Source organism: Simiduia aestuariiviva, from assembly GCF_014192475.1.
Taxonomy (GTDB): domain Bacteria; phylum Pseudomonadota; class Gammaproteobacteria; order Pseudomonadales; family Cellvibrionaceae; genus Simiduia; species Simiduia aestuariiviva.
This window is the reverse complement of the sequence record NZ_JACHXZ010000003.1, coordinates 235586-255638: the sequence shown is the minus strand read 5'-3', so window position 1 is coordinate 255638 and position 20053 is coordinate 235586. Positions and strand designations below refer to the sequence as shown.

Below are 20053 nucleotides of genomic sequence, written 5' to 3'. Positions count from 1 at the left end.
AGGGATCGAAAAACTGCAGTGCGCGGGGTTTAGTTCAAACCGCGACGCTCCAGCAGTGGTTCGATATTGGGCTCTGCGCCACGGAAGGTTTTGAACACGCGCATGGCGTCTTCGCTACCGCCGCGAGACAGCAGGGTTTTACGGAAGTGATCGCCGTTTTCACGCTTCAGACCGCCGTTTTCCTTAAACCATTCCACGGTGTCGGCATCCAGAACTTCACTCCAAATGTAGGCGTAGTAGCCCGCGGAGTAGCCGCCCATGATGTGCGAGAAGTAGGTGGAGCGATAACGCGGGGGCACGGTATCGAGCTTGGCGCCAGCCTTGGTCAGGGCCGCGGCTTCAAAGTCGGTGACTTTGTCGGCTGCGGGAACCTGCTCGGGCGTGAGTTGGTGCCAGGCTTGGTCGATCAACGAGGCCGCCAAGTACTCGGTTGTGGCGAAGCCTTGGTTGAACTTCTCGGTGGCCAGCACCTTGTCTAGCAGTGCTTTTGGCATGGGCTCGCCGGTTTTGTAGTGCTTGGCGTAGTTGGCCAAAATTTCCGGATCAGAGGTCCACATTTCATTGACCTGTGAAGGGTACTCTACGAAATCACGGGGCACAGAGGTGCCGGAGAAGTAGGGGTACTTCACGTCTGAGAACATGCCGTGCAGCGCGTGGCCAAACTCATGGAACATGGTGTTGGCTTCGTCGTAGGTGAGCAGCGTGGGCTCGCCCGCGGGTGGCTTGGGGATGTTCTGGTGGTTGGCTACCACGGGCTTGGTGCCCATGAGGTGGCTCTGTGACACGTAGGCGTTCATCCACGCACCGCCGCGCTTAGAGCTGCGCGCATAGGGGTCGAATAGGAACAGGGCCAAGGTGTCGCCGTTTTCTTCAAACACTTCGAAGATGCGCACGTCCGGGTGGTAGACGGGCAAATCTTTGCGCTCTTTGAAGGTGATGCCGTACAGCCGAGTGGCGGCGTAGAAAACACCGTTTTGCAGCACGCTGTCCATTTCGAAGTAGGGCTTCAACTGGTCGGCGTCAAAGTTGTAGCGCTGTGAGCGCACTTTTTCGGCGTAGTGGGCCCAATCCCATGCGGCAACACTGAACTTGCCACCTTCTGCCGCTACCATCTTCTGTAGGTCGGCCTGCTCGCGCTTGGCGTTTGCTACGGCTTTAGGGGTTAGGGTTGCCAAGCGCTTGTTGACCGCAGCGGTGGTTTGCGCTGTTTGCGTTTCTAGGCCATAGGCTGCGTGGTTGGGGTAACCCAGCAGCTGAGCGCGTTCGGCGCGCAGCTTAACCACTTCTGCCAAAACGGCGCGGTTGTCGAACTCACCGCCCCGTGAACCGCGTGCCAAGGACGCTTTCATGATGCGCTCGCGCACGGCGCGATTGGTCAATGAAGTCAGTGGCGGTTGGCCGCTGGTGTTCATAAGGGTGATGACGTACTTACCTTCCAGGCCGCGGGACTTCGCCTCTTCGGCGGCACCGGCGATGGCGCTGTCAGACAGGCCGGCCAGCTCTTCGGCGGTGTCTACCACGACGGCGGAGTCATTAACTTCTTTCAGCACGTTCTGGCTGAAGGTAGTAGACAGGGTGGCTAGCTTGCTGTTGTAGGCCTTGAGCTTTTCTTTGTCGGCATCCGACAAGTTGGCACCGGCGCGCACGAAGTCGCGGTAGTAAATCTCAACTAAGCGCAGTGATTCTGGATCGAGGTTCAAATCCATGCGCTGCTCGTACACAGCCTTCACGCGCTGGAACAGTTTGTCGTTCAGCAGGATGGCATCGTTGTGCGCCGACAGCTTGGGTGCAACATCGGAGCGGATGGCTTCCAGCGTATCGTTGGTGTTGGCGGAGGTCATGGCGAAAAAGACCCGAGCCACGCGGTTCAATATGTCGCCGCTGCGCTCCATGGCGACCAAGGTGTTTTCAAAGGTGGGCGCTTCGGTGTTGTTGGCGATCGCCTCGATTTCAGCAAGATTGTCGGCCATGCCACGCTCGAAAGCGGGTGCATAATCGGTGTCTTGGATTTTGTCGAATGGCGGCAGCTTGAAGTAGAGGCTGCTCTCTGTGAAAAACGGGTTGCTGGCTTCAGCGGGCGCCTTGGCGGGCATTTCTGCCTGGGTTTTGGCCATAGCGTCGTCGGTGCTAGGAGCGTCTTTTTGGCTGCAACCTGCGGCCAGGACTGCGATGGCCGTGGCCAATAGCAGGGGAGATCGGGAAATCATGGTCGAATCCTCTTCTGTCTTATTGTTTATGCGCCGCCCCAGCGTGTCCTACTTGGGCGTACGGGTGACTATTAGACGGCTGGTGGGTGCAAAGCCCCAATGCGGGGCGTTGGTTTGATCCCGATTATCCGTCGTATCAGCTTACTGCGCGGGTAAGTTAGCCATAAAAAACCGCAATTGATTGCCACCCATCACCTTGGCGATTACCGCTTCGGGCACTCCTTTATCGAGTAGCGCTTGAGTGATCAGCGCCAGTTGGCTGGCGTCGATGCGGGTTTGCACAGCGCCATCAAAATCGGAACCCAGGGCCACGGCGTCTTCACCCAGCAGCGCCACGGCGGCCACAATGGCGCTGGCGATACCGGCGGGTGTGTCGTCGCATACCGCGCTCTTCCAAAAACCAATGCCGATCAAACCACCCTTGGCCGCAATGGCTTGCATGAGCTCATCGGACACATTGCGCGGGCTGGGGCAGTGGCCATAGGTGCCGGTGTGGCTCACGATCAATGGTCGAGTGGCGATGGCCAGGGTGTCGCGCACCACTTGCGGGGCCGAGTGCGAGACGTCAATCATTATATTTAGCCGGTCCATTTCTGCGAGGGCCCGGCGTCCAAACTCCGTTAAGCCACTGCCGCTATTGCCGTGCAGTGAGCCGCCCAGAGCGTTATCAAAAAAGTGTTGCAAGCTCATCATGCGGAAGCCTGCATCGTAGAGGCGTTGAATATTGGCGATGTCGCCGTCGAGCGCGTGCGAGCCCTCGGTGCCTAAGAGGGCACCCACCACGGGCTCACCGGCGTTGCGGCGTTCCTGCAGGGTTTGCAGATCCGCTTGGCTTGTAACCAGCATGGCCTGCTTGGGCGCGCGCGCAATGAACCCGTTCAGTTTGTCGGCTTGGTAGAGCGCGCGGGCGGTGAGGCTGTGCCACGTGGCCGGCGGCCAAGCCTGTGCCAGTGCCAGCAGGGTGATGTTGTCGCGAGCATCGGCAGGGTTTTGGTGATAGTTGAGGCCGGCCGGGGTTTTGGTGACCACGGTAAACATCTGCAGTGCCACATTGCCCGCCTGCAAACGGGGGAAGTCCACATGGCCGCGCTCACTGCGCTCCGTTAAATCGCGTTGCCATAGGAGCGAGTCGGCGTGTAGGTCGGCGACCCACAGGCGCTGGTGTAACCGCTGGGCGTCTGCGCTAAGGGAAGTATCTGCCAGTGGTTTTACGGTGTTCATGCCGCGCTCGGCAAGCCCGGGGGCCAGTAGCAACAGCACGCCCAGTGCTATGGCGAATGTGAGCGCGGTGCCCAGCAATAACACCTTTAAGATGGGTCGTTTTGGGTGGGTGTGGCCGGCCGTCATGGAACATCCTTTTTAGCTATTTTTGGGGCCCCAACTATTGCACGTGCCTTATTCAGAGGCCACATTGGCGGTGATTTTCCCCGACAAATAAGTGATTTTCACTGGCCAGCATTGCACTTTGAGTAACACTATCATAAACTTTCAGAAATTATTGAAAGTTTAGAAGTTGACCTATGAATAATCCCCACCTTAAAGATTGTGTTCTGCATTTTGGCGAAATGGCCAGCCGCTGGGGCTTTAACCGCTCTGTGGGGCAGGTGTTGGCGGTGATTGTGTTTAGCGAAGTACCGCTAAGCGCCGACGATATCAGTGAATCGCTGGGCATCTCGCGTGGCAATGTCAGCATGGCCGCTAAAGAGTTGCAGAGCTGGCGCTTGATTCGCGTGGTGCGTGAGCCGGGTGATCGCAAGGACTACTACGGCCCGAACGGCAGCTTGTGGGATTTGGCCCAGCAGGTGCTCAGTGAGCGACGCAAGCGCGAAGTGGACCCCACCTTGAGCGTGTTGCGCAGTCAGTTAATGCAAGTGGATGGACAGACGCCCGATTACGCCACCGAGCGCATGCAAGAAATTCACGATTTACTGGAGCTGTTTACCGGTTGGTTAGACGACGTTCAGCGACTCAAGCCCGAGCAGTTAAAAGCATTGCTAAAACTCGGTGCTGGGGTGGGCAAAGTCTTGGAACTAAAGGGCAAGATTTTTAAGTAGCCCGATTTGATCAAACTCTCGGCCCGCAGAGGCGGGCATTTTCCATCCCGCATCGGAGGTTGTCATGCAGGAGGTTTTAGAAAGCACGTTAGTCCTGTCACGTATTCAGTTTGCCGCCAACATCAGTTTCCATATTTTATTCCCCACGATCACCATCGCACTGGCGTGGTTGCTGTTCTTTTTTAAGTGGCGCTTCCAGCGCACGCAACACCCGGTGTGGATGCGGGTGTATCGATTTTGGGTGAAAATTTTTGCACTGACCTTTGCGCTCGGAGTGGTGACGGGCATCACCATGAGCTTTCAGTTTGGCACCAATTGGCCGCTGTTTATGGAGCGGGTGGGCAACATTGCCGGACCACTGCTGGGCTACGAAGTGCTAACGGCTTTTTTTCTAGAGGCTACCTTCTTAGGGATTATGTTGTTCGGCATCAATCGCGTGCCCCAATGGGTGCACACGCTGGCGACCTTATTGGTGGCCGTTGGCACCAGCATGTCGGCCTTTTGGATTATTGCGCTCAATTCTTGGATGCACACGCCCGCTGGTTTTTATCTGGAGCACGGCGTAGCCATGCCCGAGAGCTGGTTGGCCATTATCTTTAACCCGTCGATGCCGTACCGATTGGCGCACATGATGTTGGCATCATTCTTAACCGCAAGCTTTTTTGTGGCGGGCATCTCGGCCTATCGGATATTGAAGGGTGATAGCAAACGGGCACCGCGTTTGGCGCTAACAACCGCTGTTGTGTTAGCGGCTGTGGTGGCGCCACTGCAAATGTTCGTGGGCGATCTGCACGGATTAAATACCCTTGAACACCAGCCGCAAAAAATCGCCGCCATGGAGGGGGTGTGGGACACGGAGCGGGGCGCCCCCTTGTTGCTATTTGCGTGGCCCGATGAAACAACCCGTGCAAATCGGTACGAAGTCGGTGTGCCGAAATTGGCGAGTGTGATTTTAACCCACGACCCAGACGGCGAAATTGTCGGTTTGAATGATTTTGCCCTGAACCATCCACCAGTAAAGCCGTTGTTTTTTGGTTTTCGCATTATGGTGGCTGTGGGGTTGTTGATGTTGACGCTGGCGTGGCTGTCGGTGTGGCACCTTTGGCGGAGGGGCAATCTTCCGGCTTGGCTGCTCAAAGGGCTAGTAGCTATGACATTTTCTGGCTGGGTGGCCACTCTGGCAGGCTGGTATGTGACCGAAATGGGGCGTCAACCCTGGTTGGTGACCGGGGTGTTGCGAACAGCCGATGCTGTCACCACTCAACCCAGCGCGCATGTGGCCCTGTCGTTGGCGGCGTATTTGATCGTTTACGCATTTTTGTTGTGGGCCTATTTACACACAGTTTTTCACATGGCCAAAAAGTCGGTGGCGGTGGAGGAATACGAAACCAAAAGTTTGCAAGAAATGTCGGCCATTGCCAACGCACCTGTCGTTAAACCTGCGCACTCTGGAGCCATGCTATGAATTTATCACCGGACATGTTGGCGTATATCTTCCTTGGGCTTTTAGGGCTGGCCGTGATGATTTACGCCGTGCTCGATGGTTACGATTTGGGTGTGGGCATGTTGTTGCCTATGAACGATCTTGAGCAGCGCAACACCCTGCTAGCATCTATCGGCCCGTTTTGGGATGCCAATGAAACTTGGCTGGTGTTGGCGGTGGGCATATTACTCATTGCATTTCCCAAGGCTCATAGTTTGGTGTTGTATGAGCTGTACCTGCCGGCGTTGATACTGCTCATTGGTTTGATTGCCCGCGGCGTGGCCTTTGACATGCGCGCCAAAGCCATTAGCGATTACCAGCGCGCATGGGATTGGGCCTTTAAATTTGGCTCGCTAACCGCGGCTTTGGCGCAGGGCTATATGTTGGGTCGCTTCGTTACCGGTTTTTTGCATACCGGCTTTGCCTACGGTTTTGCGTTATTAAGTGCACTTTGTGTGGCCGCGGCCTATGTGTACATCGGCAGTGCCTGGTTGGTCATGAAGACCGAAGGTGAACTACAAAGCCGTGCACTGGGTTGGCTGCGGTTGGCGGGCGCGGTGACCTTGCTGGGTTTGGTGTTTGTGTCGGCGGCCAATTTAACCCTGGTGCCGGAAGTGGTCAGCCGTTGGTTTACGCCTACAGGCAAAGCGCTTTTAGTGTTAATTCCGATGATTGGTGCGGCCGCTTTGTACTACATAGAACAAACAGTGCTGCGGCTCTACCAAGGTGAAGAACATTTATCACGCCGCCCTTTTATAGGCGTAGTTGTGCTGTTTTTACTCAGCTTTGTGGCCTTGGCGTTCAGTTTCTTTCCCTACGTAGTGCCCGGCAAGATGCTGGCCACCGAAGCCGCCAGCGCCGCGGCATCTTTGGAATTTATTTTAGTGGGCGTGATTTTTGTGTTGCCGGTGATACTGGCATACACGGTGTATTCTTATCGGGTGTTTTGGGGCAAGAGCGAAGGGTTGCGTTATTACTAAATTTGATCTTTTGTAGGCTTTTGAACCTACAATTGTGGTGCATTTCAAGGTCGGTGGTTATTAACGTGTTTCATTGCGCAATGCATTGCTTAATAGGTTTTCCGAAGACCATAAAAAAGCCCCGAATTAACGGGGCTTTTTTATGGAGCATGTGAACAAATTTATTCAGTGACTACCTGCTCATACACATAGGTAGCACCACTTTGTCTGATTACGTAAACAATTCCATCGAGTTCAAACAATCCCGTGGCGTTGGTATAGGCAACGCTACTTGAGTGCAGGCTGAAGCTCGAAGCATCGTAACGTGACACCACATTATTGCTATCAAGTACCCACAGGGGCGCACTGCTTGTGGTGTTTACGGCCGACTTAACGCTAACGCCATTGGGCGTTAACCCGAACACGTAAGACATGTCTGATGCGAGGAACACGTCGCCACCACGGGTTAGCAGATGCACACCGGTGGCCAAGGCCCAGACATTACCCGACATTCTGTGGTGGCCGTGGTAGGGTGAATCGACACCACTGCCAATGCCTGTGCCGGAGATATCGAACTTTTCAATATCTGATGGCGAGCTATCTGTATCGGCGGCAAAGACCCAGTTTCCACTCGGGTGCAGCGACAGGCGAGATCTTTGCCGTATAAACGATTGACCCAATACTGTGCCAGTATCAGCAGCGTACGCAAAAATATCTGTCCACTGGCCGGAGCCTGAAGCGACTACTAGCTTGCCACCAGCGGTTACCACCATGTCATAGGGGTCGGTGCTAATGCGATACACAGAAACAAAAGCAGATGTTTCGAGATCAAAGGTTCCGATAAAACCAAATTGGTCTTCCTCCCACCAGTAGGAACTGTGCTCTTGACCGAGTAATGCCACGTACAGTTTGCTGGAGTCGGCCGACAACGCCAGTGACTCGGGCGCATAGGGGAAATCAAAATATCGCTCCGTTAGACCGGTATCTAAATTCACTTTATAGACGCGCTTGCCGCCTTTGTCGGACGCCCATAGCGAATTTCGGCTAGCGTCTACAACGTGATCGGTTACCACAAAATTCAATACATTGGGCGATGAGCTCGTGACTGCTTCGCCCGTGTCGATGCCCTGGGTCACCGCGATTGTTTGATTGGTTTCGTGATAAAGACCGCCGCTGTCTTTTACCTGCAGGCGAATGACATAGTTGCCGGGCAAGAAAAAGGTTGATTCAGTGATGGCATTGGTGGTGAACACACTGTCCCATTCGCCGTCGTTATCCATATCCCAGCGGTATTGCAGGTCTGCAAAATCTTCAGCGTCAGAAGAAGCAGATGCATCAAACGTAAATACATCTGATGTTTCGTTGTTGTCTGAGCTGAAGCTAAAGCTAGCAACTGGCGCAGTATTCTCACCGCAAGTTGAGCAGGGGTGGGCCGGATATTGCAGCTGCGCTGAGCCATCGGACTCCGAATACACAACCAAGCTATCGTTAATGACAAACAGTGCGCGTGCATTCGCCGATACGGTTGCCACGCCAATGTATTCCAGCGTGCTGGCGTTGTAATAGGTTAAGCTGCCGGCATCATCGAGCGTGAAAAGTAAATTTTCTTCTGCATCGTAGGCGACATCGTGGAGATTACCTGAATCGTACAGATTGCCTAAATGGCTGAGGTTCAGTGTGTCGTACAGATCCCCGCGCGCGCCCACTAATATTGTGCCGTTGGCCACTAGCCACATGCGCCCAGCAGGACCGTTGTTATTGCCGTAGCCATAATATTGGTAAGCGACTTGAGATAAACCTACACCGCTCGTGGAATATTTATAGCTATAGGCGTATCCGTCGACGCTTGTGCCGGTGGCATACACCACATTGGTGGCTGCATCCAGGCTTAAGGTGCAATGATAGCTGCAGCTTAGGTACTCAATGATCATGCCATCTACTGTGCTAATGGCATAGATGCGGCTGCCGTAGGCGCCAGAGCCTGAGCTGACTATCAATTTGTCTGCACTGGCTTCCACAAGATCAAAGGGATCAAACGGCGCCGGCAGGGTTTGAGTGTGTGTGAAACTAACCAAATCAATGCGGGCAATAAAACCGCCTTGCTCTGCAATGGCACGTGTATCACTAAAGGGTTGCGTGATAAGGCTTACATAAAGCGATGCACCGTCCTGCGAGAGCGCCATGCGTACGGGTTCATAGATGAATGGAATAAAGGATTCCGTTAAGCCCGTTGCCTGATCCGTTTGATAAAGCCTTTTGGCTGCACTATCGAGGCTGTAAAACTTTCCGGTAGTGGAGTGGTAAAGCGTTTGAACCGCGGTGAAGTTAAGTGCATTGGCCTCGGTATCTGAGACGGCTTCAGCGGCAACAATTGCCTGTGACACGGTAAAGCTAACCGTGGAGGTATTCGTTAAACCACCCTCGTCTTTTACCTGCACCGAGACATCATAGTCACCCGGCACATAGAATCTGCGATTTACAACACTGGTGGCACTGAAGTCGCCGTCCCATTGACCGTCGCCATCCAGGTCCCAACGAAACAACAAGGCATCCGTTGTTTCAGTATCACTGCTGGCGCTGGCGTCGAAAACATATAGGTCTTCAGTGTCACCACTGGCATCGGGTGAAACACTAAGTTGTGAGGTGGGTTGAGTATTGACACCGCAGGTATCGCAGGGGTGATCGATTAGCTCTAGTTGATGCAAATAATCCGATTGTGCAATGCGCACAATGAGATTGCCTTCGTGCAATATCACATCGCGAACCGTGCCCGTTACTGGAATGTTGCCAATGAATTCCAGTGTTTCTAGATGGTAATAGCTCAGCGATCCCGAGGTTGATAACACAAAAATCAATTTTTGGGTTTCATCGATTAGCGCTTTTGCAATGGTCCCTGACCAGCCGGCAAGTGCCCCGGTTTTAACCAGGGTAGCGGGGTTGTAGGTAGCCCCTCCGGCACCCAATATATCCTTGCTGGCGCCCAGCGACCAAACTCCACCTTTTGGGCGGCTGTAATAGTCATAAGGACTGCTTAATGTTTGAACGGGCGTAGATCCCTCTAGGGTATAGAGGTGAATATAATTTTCATCCACAGTATAAAAACCGTTGCCCGTATCGCTCAGCAATAAATTCACGGTCCCGTAGTAAGAGATACTGCCAAGTAGGGCGCCGGAGCCAGCGTTGTAGGTAGAAAGATGGCGATTCCAGCCTCGACCTGGGCTTACAATTAACTTGTCGCTAGCAGTGACTTTGATATCCCAAGGGTCATTTTTGATGCGGTAGGTATTGGTATGCGTTTGCGACTGCAGGTCAATGGTTCCAATCAGTCCGGCGATCTCCGATTCATCGCCACTAAAATAATTAGTGCGTGGTTGGGACAGCAGGGCAACATAGAGTGTGTTGCTATCTGCAGATAGAGTCATGCGCTCCGGATCGAAGGCGAACTGAAAGTATTTTTCAGTTTTCCCGGTTGCAAGGTCAACGATATAGAGTCGCTTTTCCGCCGCGTTAGTTAGGTAGAGTTTGCCGCGACTGGCGTCGTGCACGGTAAAGCCAATGCCATAGGCTAATTGATTCGCTGCACCGCCTGTGTAGGCAATTGGCAGGCCGACTCCGTGAGCTACGTCGAAATTTCGAGTAACACTGTTGACGAGTCCTTGTGGATCTTTTACCTGTAGCCGTACGTGCTTTTTGCCGGGCACGTTAAACTGAAATTCAATCGCCGCGGTGGTAGAAAATTCGGTATCCCACACGCCATCTGCTTGAAAATCCCAGCGGTAAGAAAGTTGCGTGCCATCCTCGCTGTCTATGCTAGACGCTGCGTCAAAATAATAGGGGGATTGAATATTTCCGTCGTCTGAGCTAAAAGAAAAGCTTGCTTTCGGGGGCGTATTGGTGCGGCACTCTAAACAGGGGTGGGGCTGCTGGCTTTTTATTATCTGGCCAGACAATTCCGAATACACATGCAAATAGCCATTGTACACTTCCGCATGTACCAACGAGCCGATCGGCGCTAATTCAGAAATTATCTCCATACTGGTTAGGTTGACTGTAAGTATTCGGTCGTCATTGAGGCTAATCACAGCCAAGTTATAGGCTTCGTCGAAAGTGACTTGTGTAATTCTGGCGCCGGTTACTAAGGTTTTGAATAATGTGACATCCGACAACTGCACCACATGTCCCCAACCGGTAAAACTGTATTTACCATCTGGCGTTATCCAGCTATCACCTTCGGCGTGGTAATCCAAATAACTTGAGTGTGAAATCTGGGTAATTGTGTCGCCTTCTAAACGGTAAATCTGATAGGAGTTGGCTGAGGAGTCGGTGTCCGTTGCGTAGATGGTTTTTCCATCGGGACTTAGCACCAGCAAAGACGCATGGCGAATACCTGCGCTATCGAGAAATTCTCCGGTGCTCGCGCGGTACAGATTAATATTGGTCCATTGCCCGGATCCGGACGCCACCACCAGTCGGTCACTGCTGGTTACCACTAAGTCATAGGGGTCAGTAGCCAGCTCGTAAGTTTTATCTACGGCCAGCGTAGCGAGATTGATTCGAGCAACTTTGCCGGTTTGATCCTCATCCCACCAGTAGTAGCTATGCGCTTGAATTGGCAGCGCAACGTAAAGGTGCTGGCCGTCGGGGCTTAGATTCATTCGCTCTGGAAATGCGTCAAAGCTAAATGACGTTATCAATTCCCCGGTGCTTAGGTCGAGCACATCGAGTTTTTGCGCATTGCGATAGGTCAGGAACAAATAGCCATAATCCGAGTGAGAGAGCTTATCAAATGCACCAATGCCCACATCAGGCAGCTCGGACAGCAATTCCAATATTGAATCTTCTACATCGGGAATACCGTCGTTGTCGTCGTCGGTGTCTGCGTTGTCGCCTACGCCATCGTGGTCAAAGTCAAACGCTTCGGTGGCATCCCAAGGGAAGGCATCGAGTTCATCGGCAACGCCATCATTATCATCATCGGGGTCTAATGCATTTACGACGCGGTCGCCATCGCTATCTATGGCATTGGAATTGGCCAGTGTTTTAGCAAAATGTGCGAGCGCCTGATGCTCTGGCAGCAGTGAAGTGATTCGAGTCAGGGCGGTAAACAAAGTGCCAAACTTCGTTGACTGCTCAAATTCTTTGGTGGGCAGTTGCAGGTCGGCTAGGGTAAAGCCGGCGGCGTCCAGGGCATCGATAGATGCGCTATCGAGTTCAATGCCATTGTCTGGGTTTTGGTCGGCGTCCAAGGTTTGGAGCAGGCGCACAAAATTACTGACGGCCGGAGTGCGAATATTTTGGGTGGCGAACAAATCTAAGGGTGTCAGCACACTGTAGGCAGGCACTTCAGGTAGTTGGAGCGCGCCCAAAGAAAATGTTATCCGCGCATCTTCCTGATATTGAAATTCTCCAGTGGCGCCGGTTTTCCCTGTTTCGCCGGTGCTGGTAGAAAATGCCAGCCCCTGTACGGGGGAATCTACGAAAATGCCCGTAAAGCCTTCCGGTGTTGGTTCTGGCGCGGGCGTTGGCGTCGGTGCCGGTGCTGTAATTGGATTGACAGGCGTGTCAGCCGAACCACCGCCCCCGCCGCCACATGCGGTTAGAAATAACCCCAAAAACAGCCAAATTGAATAAGATTTCATAGCACCCCCCAGCGCCCTAAACGAATATAAAATGGTTATGCAAGGAGGCTGTGGAGGTTAGGAGGTGTACACGAAAGGTGGCCCTAAATTAGACCTGTTGTTCATCCTGAACCAAGCGACATCCTTGATTGCGCGAATATTGGCGAATTTGTGCATGCGGTTCAATATATTTTCATACTATTTAACCAAGGCTGATCGTTTTTTGATCGCCTTGCCGTCACTCACCGTGATGCGTAACCCTGCGAAAGGGTGACCCGTCGGTCTAGAGGAGGAAATCAATTAAGTCAGTGGCACAAAGTTTTTTGAGGGAATGCCAGTGTATCGTCATCAGCGTGGATGCCCATTGTGGCATTGATGTTTACCCACCCGGTGCAGTTCCGGTTGGGGCTCGGCAGAGGTATTACTCGGGCTTTTACTTTGGTTGTGGGCTTGGTGTCGCTGCACCAGTGGCCCACCTCCTTCGCGGAAACTCTCAAGGTCTCACATCGAATTACATGTGAACTGTTAAATATTACTCCCTTGCTGTTCGCGCTTAACGCCTTTTAAATCCGCATCCGACATTAAAATATCTTGGTAGCTGCCGCCGGCGGGGATCATGGGATAAACATTTTCTTCACGCGCGACGATGACGTCTAACAGATACGGCTGGTCGGGATCGGCGAGCATGCGCTCGAAGGCGGCGGGCAGGTCTTCCTTTCTAACCACCCGTTCGGCGGTGACGCGGTAGCCGTCGGCGATGGCGAGAAAGTTCGGGTAGATGTCCATGTCGCTATCGGCTTTAACGCGAGTGAGTGGGTCTGACAGCGACGAGCCGGCGCGATTCTTGTTGTAGATCATGTCTTGCCACTGGCGCACCATGCCCAACCATTGGTTGTTAATCACCACCACTTTGACACCGAGTTTAAAACGGTGACAGGTGGCGAGTTCGTGCACGGTCATGTTGAGCGAACCGTCGCCGTCGATATCGATGACGGTGCGCGCCGGGTAGGCGGCCTTGGCGCCGATGGCGGCAGGCAGACCGTAGCCCATGGTGCCAAAACCGGAGCTGCTTAAAAAGGAGCGGGTTTTGGTGCTTTGGTAATGCTGCATGGCCCACATCTGGTGTTGGCCCACACCCAAGCTCACTATGGCTTCACCTTTGGTCATGTCCGAGAGCAAGCCGATGGCGTGTTGCGGGCTGATGGTGTCGCAATCGGGCGTGGGGTAGGGCCACGCGGTTTTCCATTGTTGAATTTGATCCACCCACGGACGGGCGGTGACACTCGCACAGGCAGACAACAATTGTTCTAAGGCCAATTTAATGTCGGCGCACACCGGCAAGGTGACGTCTTTGTTTTTGTTGAGCTCGTCGCGATCAATGTCGATGTGAATGATGCGCCCGTGCTTGATGAATTCGCTCACCTTGCCGGTGACGCGATCGTCAAAGCGCACGCCGGCGGCAATCACCAGGTCTGCCTCGTTGATGGCGACGTTGGCGTATTTGGCGCCGTGCATGCCCAGCGTGTGCAGCGCCAAGGGGTGCGCGGGCGGGAAGCAGCCGTGGCCCATGAGCGTGGTCGTCACGGGAATTTGCGCGCGCTGGGCCAGGTGCAGCAGTTCATCGTGGGCGCCGGCGGCGACGATACCGCCACCGGCATAGATGACGGGACGCTCAGCTTCGTTCAATAAGCGTAAAGCCTGTTCCAGTTGGTTGGCGGTCATGCCGCTGGCCGGCGGTTCGGGCGGCTCGATGACGGCGGGCACGCGCGGCGGGGTGTAGTTGCCCTCGGGGTCGCGCGGGTAGTGTTGTTGGATATCTTTCGGGATGTCGATCAGCACAGGGCCCGGCCTACGGCCACCGGCCAGTGCGAAGCTCTCGCGCACAATTTCAGGAATGTCAGTGACCTTATGCACCAAATAGTTCTTTTTGGTGATGGGCTTGGTGACCGCCACTATGTCCACTTCCTGAAAGGCGTTTTTGCCGAGCAGGTGCGAGGGCACATTGCCGGTGATGCAGACAATGCCGATGGAGTCGCTCATGGCATCGGCGATGCCGGTGACCAAATTGGTGGCGCCCGGGCCGGAGGTGGCCAAGCACACGCCCACTTTGCCCGTGGCGCGGGCATAGCCTTGAGCCGCGTGCACGGCGCCTTGCTCGTGCTCAGTGCGGATGCAGCGGATGCCGAACTCTGCCAGTACATCAAAGATTTCTAGATTGGCGCCGCCCGGGTAGCCAAACAGCAGTTCCACGCCTTCGGCCTGCAGTGCTTTGGCGAGCAGCTGCGCGCCGCGCAGGGCACCAATGCGCTGGGACTCAATAATGTCAGTAATCGCGCCGCCAGATACTGTGCCTTTGTTGGCGTAAGTGACGTTATCGACAGATTGGCGATTCATGACATTGGCTCCTTGAATATTCATTAATAGGGTTATTGGTCGCCATGTGACGGCGATTAAAGCATCTTCGCAAAATTGCGCATAAGGCGATAGCTGCTATAACTAAAGTGACTAACTGCTGCCTTGTCGTAGATCAGTGAGCAGCCGTTGGCAACCATAATCAGGGAGAGCGTCATGGCCAACCACATCTTTATACTGGCTTTTGTCATGTTGTTCGCTGGGGTATTCGGCGGACTGATCAATTTTTATCAAATGAATCAAAACGATAACGACCCAGCGAGCTTGCCGCGCTGCATTGTCATGGGCGTGGGCGCAGCATTTTTGGTGCCGGTGGTCTTGAATTTGGTCAACAGTGATTTGATCTTGGAAATTCAGGGCGACCCCTCGCGGCTGCTCATCTATACCGGCTACTGTTTGATTGCCGCGGTGGCGTCGCGGTTGGTTATCGTCAACATGGGCGAGCGCATACTGCGTGAAGCGGCACAGGCGCGCGCCATTTCGGACAATGTGCACCACGACCTGCGCATGATGCAGGAAGAGTTGATGCCGCTCATTGCCACGGAAACCGAGCAAGACCCGGAGGCCGATGGCAACCAGGGGCCCATGGAGGCGGAAATCGAATTGGATGTGACCTCTGCCAAAGTGTTGAAGACGCTGGGGCGCGGGCGCTACATCTTCCGGTCAATGGCGGGTTTGTGCCATGAGGCCACCGCCGACGAGACCACCATGGCCAAAACACTCAATGTGTTGGTGGCGCGCAATTTGGCCGGCAAGGTCAGCGGGTCAAAAGGGGTGCGTTGGTACGTGACCGAAAAAGGTCGCCGCGTGATGGACATGATCGTCTAAATCGGGCGCCACACTTATGAAGCAGATGCCGGTACTTTGGTTGTTGCTGGCGGCACTCGTGTCGCCGGTTGCGCAGGCCCAAATCGAAACGCAGCAGGCGGATGTGAGAGTCATTATCGACATCTCCGGCAGCATGAAGCAAAACGATCCAGAAAACCTGCGCAGGCCGGCGTTAGAGTTGTTGATCAACATGATTCCCGCCGGTAGCAAGGCGGGCGTTTGGACCTTTGGTCAGTACGTGAACATGTTAGTGCCGCATCGCGTCGTCGATGATCAGTGGCGCAAAGATGCCACGGCAAAGGTCGCGCAGGTCAATTCCGTGGGGTTGTTCACCAATATTGGCGGCGCACTTGAGCGGGCGGCAAAAGATGGTGGTAAGCCAGAACCGGGCTTTAAAACCAATATCATTTTGCTCACCGATGGCATGGTAGACGTATCGCGCGATCCTGCAGAAAACGCCAAAGAGTGGCGCCGCATCGTGGATTTAGTGCTGCCGTCACTCAAGGGCGAACAGGTGAAAATCCACACCGTTGCGCTGTCTGACAATGCCGATCAGGAGTTGATGAACGCACTCTCGCTGGGCACCGACGGCATTGCCGCGGTGGCCAATAACGCCAGCGAGCTCACCAAGATATTCATGCGTGCTCTAGCACAGTCTGCGCCGGCAGATGAAGTGGCGCTGGATGAAAATAAATTTCTCGTGGATTCTAGTATCGAGGAATTTACCGCGTTGATTTTTCGGGCGGTGCCCGACCAGCAAACCCAATTGCTCTCACCCGACCAAAAATTTTATCAAGCCGATACGAAAGACCCGTACATCGCGTGGTATCGCGCGAGCGATCACGACCTGGTCACCATTAAGCAGCCTATAGAGGGCGAATGGCTGGTGCGCGCCGACTTAGATCCCGACAGTAAAATCACCATCGTCAGCAACCTAAAGCTGTTGGTGAAGCCAATGGTGAATAATTTGTTTGAGGGCGAGCAAGCCGAGCTGCAATTTTTGTTGCAGGACACGGGCAAAACCTTGTCGGACGCGCGCTTCTTGCGGCTGTTAAATATTGAAGCGGAGTTAACCCAGGGCGATCAATCGCTGTGGCGCGAAAAATTATCGGACGCACTGCCTCCGGGCAATGGGATTTATCGCCGCAGGCTGGATCAGTTTAATTCGGAAGGGCAGTACCTGCTGCGCTTGAAAGTGGATGGAAAAAGCTTTAGTCGTGAATTCACCCACAACTTTGCCGTGCGCCCGCCATTTCGCGTGGCCCGTGAGCGACAAGACAACGGCGACCAATTGATTTCAGTTAGCGCTAACGGCCAGACCCTCGACAAAACCCGAACCGTGGTAGTGGCCAAGGTGCGCGAGCCGGGAGGTCGTTCGAGTATTCAGCCACTGGTACTAACGCCCACGGACAATTGGGAGTTGTTACTCAGTCCTGATCGAGACGGCGACTACGAGGTGGACCTGCGCATCAGTGCCGTGGATACGGAGGGTGGAAAATTTGACCACCACCCCGACCCCGTGAAGTTCCAACACCCTGAAGGTGGCGATCCTTTTGCGCAGAAGACGCCGGTGGTGGAGCCAACGCCAGAGCCCACTGTTGAGCCGGAACCCGAACCCGAACCTGAACCCGAGGTGGCTGAGGCGCCTGCACCAGAAGCTGATACAGGGCAAACTAAAAAGTGGTTGCTTTATGGCGCACTCGCCTTTGGCAATCTATTGGTGCTTGGTTTGGCGTATTTTGCGTGGCGCGCAGTGATGGGTGGCAAAAAGGTCATAGAAGACGATGACATTGAGGATGAGTCCTTAGACGCTGAGATCGAGGCGGAATTGAGCGAGGCGCCTAAGTTGGAAGATTTGGCGGAAGAGGCGCCGGCCATGTCGATGGAAGACACCCCTGCAGTAGACCTGGAGAGCGAGTCGGCCGCTGAAGATTTGGCCAGCGCAAGTGAGGCGCCCACGGAGCCCGCCCCTGAGTTTACGCTCGACGATCTAGCCCCAGGCAAAGATGCCGACGATGAGCCCTCGGAGGGTGAAGAGAAAACTTAGAGGCGTCTGATTTAGTGGCGTCTGATATTGATATCTCGGATGTTTAATTACGCCGGCACTGGCTGTTAAATCTGGCGGCCACTGGCGACCCATCACTGACCCATATCCTGCTTGAGAAACAGTGCGACCGCCTTGGTCGCGCTCAGTTTTTATATATTAGTCTTGACTAAATTAACTAAATCTAATTTAATGGTTACTCTTAGTGGGGTGGTATGGCGTGTGCGGTAGTGTGAACCCCCTTAACGATCATGTGCAGGAGAGCTATATGTCCTTTAAATACTTAGGTTTTGCATTGTTCGGGTTGCTGTTTGCGTTGTCCTCGACTGCGGCTGAGCCCTTGGTCGGTATTAAAAACTTCCACCAGCACAGTGCGATGTTAGCCACTGGAGGGCTGGTAGAGCCTGATGCCCTGAAACAATTGAAGGCGCAGGGATACACCCAGATTATCGATCTGCGTGGGCTAGACGAGGGCGTTGAAACAGAGCAACAAGCGGCAGACGCCTTGGGGTTGAGCTGGCACAACCTGCCCACGGGCGGTGAGCTGCCTAGTGCTGCGCGCATTCAGGCATTCGGTGAATTGTTGCAAGGCGGTAAAACCTTAGTGCATTGCCGGTCGGGCAATCGCGTGGGCATGACCTGGGCCCTGTGGCAGATCTCCCAAGGTGTGGATCTCGAAGCGGCCTTAGCCGAAGGGCGCGCAATGGGTATGAAGGCGGGCTTTGAGCAGGCGATTCGCGCGCGAGTGCAGGGCGAGGCCAATGAATGATGCCGATTTAGCGGCGCTGGCACGCCATGCCGGTGACGCAGCGGGGTTGCTCAAACAGCTCGCCAATCCGCACCGGTTGATGATTTTGTGCACCCTCATCGAGGGTGAGTTGTCGGTGGGCGAGTTGAATGCCCGCGTGCCACTCAGCCAGTCTGCGCTGTCGCAGCACTTGGCGGGTTTGCGGGAGGCTGGCCTCGTGGCAACGAGGAAGGAGCGGCAGTCGGTGTTTTATCGACTGCAGGGCAGTGAGGCCGTTCGCATTATTGAAGTACTAAAACAGTTGTATTGCAGTTAATTTAATTTTTGAGGTGGTCCTATGAAACGCATGAGTGCACAAGAGTTTTCCCAAAAGTGGGCCGCAGATTCATCCCTGTGCGTGGTGGATGTGCGCACCCCTGCGGAATTTAATTCAGTGTTTTTGCCTGGCAGCACCAACGTGCCGGTGAGTGACATCACCGTTGAGGCGGTGCATTCGGTGGCTAAAGACGGCCCCGTTTATTTGATGTGCCGCACCCAGAAACGCGCCGAAATGGCCTGCGAAAAAATTGGTGATCAGGTCACCTGTGATCTGGTGGTGATTGAGGGTGGTATTGAAAATGTCGATCCCAAATTGCTCAAGCAGGGCGAACGCAAAACCATCGCACTCGATCGTCAAATGCGCATCACTGCGGGTTTAATGGTGCTGATTGGGGTATTGGGTGGTTTCTTTATTCACCCTGCGTGGTTTGGTTTAAGCGGTTTTGTGGGCGCGGGCTTGATGTTTTCTGGCATTACCGATGCCTGCCCGATGCTGATGGTTTTAGCGCGCATGCCGTGGAATAAAGCCTAATGCTAACGCCATTGCTCATCGGTGCAGCTGTGGGGCTGGTGCTTGGCTTGACCGGTGCCGGCGGTTCGTTGTTTGCCGTGCCGCTACTGATGCTGGGCTTGGGTTTGGCCACCGGCGAAGCCACCGGTTTGGCGCTAGGGGCAGTGGCGGTGAGCGCCATATGGGGCGTGGTGAGCCGCTTGCCACGCAAAGAGGTGGTGTGGTTGCCCGCCATCGTCTTGGCACTGAGTGGGGCGCTCTTTGCGCCCGCTGGCCGCTGGCTGGCAGTGCAAATTCCCGACCACCTTTTGATGCTGGGTTTCGTCGGTTTGGTTATTTGGGTGGCTGCGCGCATGTGGCGCCAAGCCCAGCGTGAGCCGGATTCTGCCAGCGTGACCCGCGCGCGCGTAGGCGGCGCAGTGGCGACCGGTGAGCAGCCGTTGTGTCAATTCAGCGACAGTGGTCGCATGGAATTGCGGCCCACGTGCCTTATGGGTGTGCTATTGGGCGGCGCCATCACCGGCATATTGTCGGGCCTGTTTGGCGTGGGCGGCGGGTTTATTATCGTCCCATTGCTGGTCTTGCTCACGGGGCTTTCGATGGGGGCGGCAGTGGCCACTTCGCTAGCGGTGATTGCCGTGGTGAGCACCAGTGGTTTTGCCAGTTACCTCTGGTTTGGCGCGGCCGTTAATTACGAGCTGTTGCTATGGCTTTCTGGTGGTGGTGTGCTGGGCATGATCGCGGGTTCACTGCTGGCGCAGCGCTTGGCGGGGCCCAAGCTGCAGCGGCTATTTGTTTTCATGATGCTCATTTTGACTGCTTGCGCACTGTGGTTGCAGTGGCGCGCGGTTTAACCGATGTTGCGAGGTGA

The 20053-nt window shown here is 54.5% G+C and carries 13 protein-coding genes; 9 read left to right on the top strand and 4 right to left on the bottom strand.

What is annotated here, in order from left to right; genetic code table 11:
* Nucleotides 1-29: 29 nt before the first annotated feature.
* Together FHS30_RS10835 and FHS30_RS10830 are read right to left on the bottom strand one after the other, a co-directional pair.
* Nucleotides 30-2207: a M3 family metallopeptidase gene (locus tag FHS30_RS10835; RefSeq protein WP_183910503.1), complete on the bottom strand. Its 2178-nt coding sequence runs from the start codon at nt 2205-2207 to the stop codon at nt 30-32.
* Nucleotides 2208-2348: 141 nt separating this feature from the next.
* A complete protein-coding gene (locus FHS30_RS10830) occupies nt 2349-3554 on the bottom strand; it encodes a dipeptidase (protein ID WP_183910502.1) in 1206 nt (401 codons plus the stop codon).
* A 173-nt stretch (nt 3555-3727) separates the two neighbouring features.
* On the opposite strand from FHS30_RS10830, the gene FHS30_RS10825 reads away from it, so the two are divergent.
* The 3 genes from FHS30_RS10825 (at nt 3728) to FHS30_RS10815 (ending at nt 6724) form a co-directional block, all read left to right on the top strand.
* Complete coding sequence (locus tag FHS30_RS10825) at nt 3728-4261, top strand: GbsR/MarR family transcriptional regulator (RefSeq protein WP_183910501.1); 534 nt, start codon at nt 3728-3730, stop codon at nt 4259-4261.
* A 64-nt stretch (nt 4262-4325) separates the two neighbouring features.
* On the top strand, nt 4326-5726 hold the full coding sequence (locus tag FHS30_RS10820; protein WP_183910500.1) for a cytochrome ubiquinol oxidase subunit I: 1401 nt from the start codon (nt 4326-4328) through the stop codon (nt 5724-5726).
* A complete protein-coding gene (locus FHS30_RS10815) occupies nt 5723-6724 on the top strand; it encodes a cytochrome d ubiquinol oxidase subunit II (RefSeq protein WP_183910499.1) in 1002 nt (333 codons plus the stop codon). Before FHS30_RS10820 ends, FHS30_RS10815 begins: the two co-directional genes overlap by 4 nt.
* A gap of 161 nt (nt 6725-6885) precedes the next feature.
* Here the strand turns inward: FHS30_RS10815 and FHS30_RS10810 are convergent, their stop codons facing one another.
* Both FHS30_RS10810 and ilvB read right to left on the bottom strand, forming a co-directional pair.
* Nucleotides 6886-12342, bottom strand: a complete 5457-nt coding sequence (locus tag FHS30_RS10810; RefSeq protein WP_183910498.1) for a PKD domain-containing protein — start codon at nt 12340-12342, stop codon at nt 6886-6888.
* 504 nt (nt 12343-12846) lie between these two features.
* Complete coding sequence (gene ilvB / locus FHS30_RS10805) at nt 12847-14715, bottom strand: biosynthetic-type acetolactate synthase large subunit (RefSeq protein WP_183910497.1); 1869 nt, start codon at nt 14713-14715, stop codon at nt 12847-12849.
* A gap of 174 nt (nt 14716-14889) precedes the next feature.
* Between ilvB and FHS30_RS10800 the strand changes: the two genes are divergently transcribed.
* The 6 genes from FHS30_RS10800 (at nt 14890) to FHS30_RS10775 (ending at nt 20036) form a co-directional block, all read left to right on the top strand.
* The gene (locus tag FHS30_RS10800) at nt 14890-15561 is read left to right on the top strand and encodes a YEATS-associated helix-containing protein (protein WP_183910496.1); all 672 of its coding nucleotides are present in this window, start codon (nt 14890-14892) and stop codon (nt 15559-15561) included.
* A gap of 16 nt (nt 15562-15577) precedes the next feature.
* Nucleotides 15578-17608 carry a VWA domain-containing protein gene (locus FHS30_RS10795; protein WP_183910495.1) on the top strand — a complete coding sequence of 677 codons (2031 nt, stop codon included), beginning with the start codon at nt 15578-15580 and terminating at the stop codon, nt 17606-17608.
* Between the two features lie 265 nt (nt 17609-17873).
* Complete coding sequence (locus FHS30_RS10790; protein ID WP_183910494.1) at nt 17874-18374, top strand: protein tyrosine phosphatase family protein; 501 nt, start codon at nt 17874-17876, stop codon at nt 18372-18374.
* Complete coding sequence (locus FHS30_RS10785) at nt 18367-18669, top strand: ArsR/SmtB family transcription factor (protein ID WP_183910493.1); 303 nt, start codon at nt 18367-18369, stop codon at nt 18667-18669. The genes FHS30_RS10790 and FHS30_RS10785 overlap by 8 nt, the downstream gene beginning before the upstream one ends.
* Before the next feature lie 21 nt (nt 18670-18690).
* Nucleotides 18691-19203 (top strand): rhodanese-like domain-containing protein, encoded by a 513-nt coding sequence (locus tag FHS30_RS10780; RefSeq protein ID WP_183910492.1) that lies wholly within the window; start codon nt 18691-18693, stop codon nt 19201-19203.
* The gene (locus tag FHS30_RS10775) at nt 19203-20036 is read left to right on the top strand and encodes a sulfite exporter TauE/SafE family protein (RefSeq protein ID WP_183910491.1); all 834 of its coding nucleotides are present in this window, start codon (nt 19203-19205) and stop codon (nt 20034-20036) included. Before FHS30_RS10780 ends, FHS30_RS10775 begins: the two co-directional genes overlap by 1 nt.
* Nucleotides 20037-20053: the final 17 nt, after the last annotated feature.

What these genes read in the sequence shown, in the direction of transcription:
- FHS30_RS10835 (WP_183910503.1), bottom strand. Translation starts at nt 2,207, where the DNA reads ATGATTTCCCGATCTCCCCTGCTATTGGCCACGGCCATCGCAGTCCTG.
- FHS30_RS10830 (WP_183910502.1), bottom strand. Translation starts at nt 3,554, where the DNA reads ATGACGGCCGGCCACACCCACCCAAAACGACCCATCTTAAAGGTGTTA.
- FHS30_RS10825 (WP_183910501.1), top strand. Translation starts at nt 3,728, where the DNA reads ATGAATAATCCCCACCTTAAAGATTGTGTTCTGCATTTTGGCGAAATG.
- FHS30_RS10820 (WP_183910500.1), top strand. Translation starts at nt 4,326, where the DNA reads ATGCAGGAGGTTTTAGAAAGCACGTTAGTCCTGTCACGTATTCAGTTT.
- FHS30_RS10815 (WP_183910499.1), top strand. Translation starts at nt 5,723, where the DNA reads ATGAATTTATCACCGGACATGTTGGCGTATATCTTCCTTGGGCTTTTA.
- FHS30_RS10810 (WP_183910498.1), bottom strand. Translation starts at nt 12,342, where the DNA reads ATGAAATCTTATTCAATTTGGCTGTTTTTGGGGTTATTTCTAACCGCA.
- ilvB (WP_183910497.1), bottom strand. Translation starts at nt 14,715, where the DNA reads ATGAATCGCCAATCTGTCGATAACGTCACTTACGCCAACAAAGGCACA.
- FHS30_RS10800 (WP_183910496.1), top strand. Translation starts at nt 14,890, where the DNA reads ATGGCCAACCACATCTTTATACTGGCTTTTGTCATGTTGTTCGCTGGG.
- FHS30_RS10795 (WP_183910495.1), top strand. Translation starts at nt 15,578, where the DNA reads ATGAAGCAGATGCCGGTACTTTGGTTGTTGCTGGCGGCACTCGTGTCG.
- FHS30_RS10790 (WP_183910494.1), top strand. Translation starts at nt 17,874, where the DNA reads ATGTCCTTTAAATACTTAGGTTTTGCATTGTTCGGGTTGCTGTTTGCG.
- FHS30_RS10785 (WP_183910493.1), top strand. Translation starts at nt 18,367, where the DNA reads ATGAATGATGCCGATTTAGCGGCGCTGGCACGCCATGCCGGTGACGCA.
- FHS30_RS10780 (WP_183910492.1), top strand. Translation starts at nt 18,691, where the DNA reads ATGAAACGCATGAGTGCACAAGAGTTTTCCCAAAAGTGGGCCGCAGAT.
- FHS30_RS10775 (WP_183910491.1), top strand. Translation starts at nt 19,203, where the DNA reads ATGCTAACGCCATTGCTCATCGGTGCAGCTGTGGGGCTGGTGCTTGGC.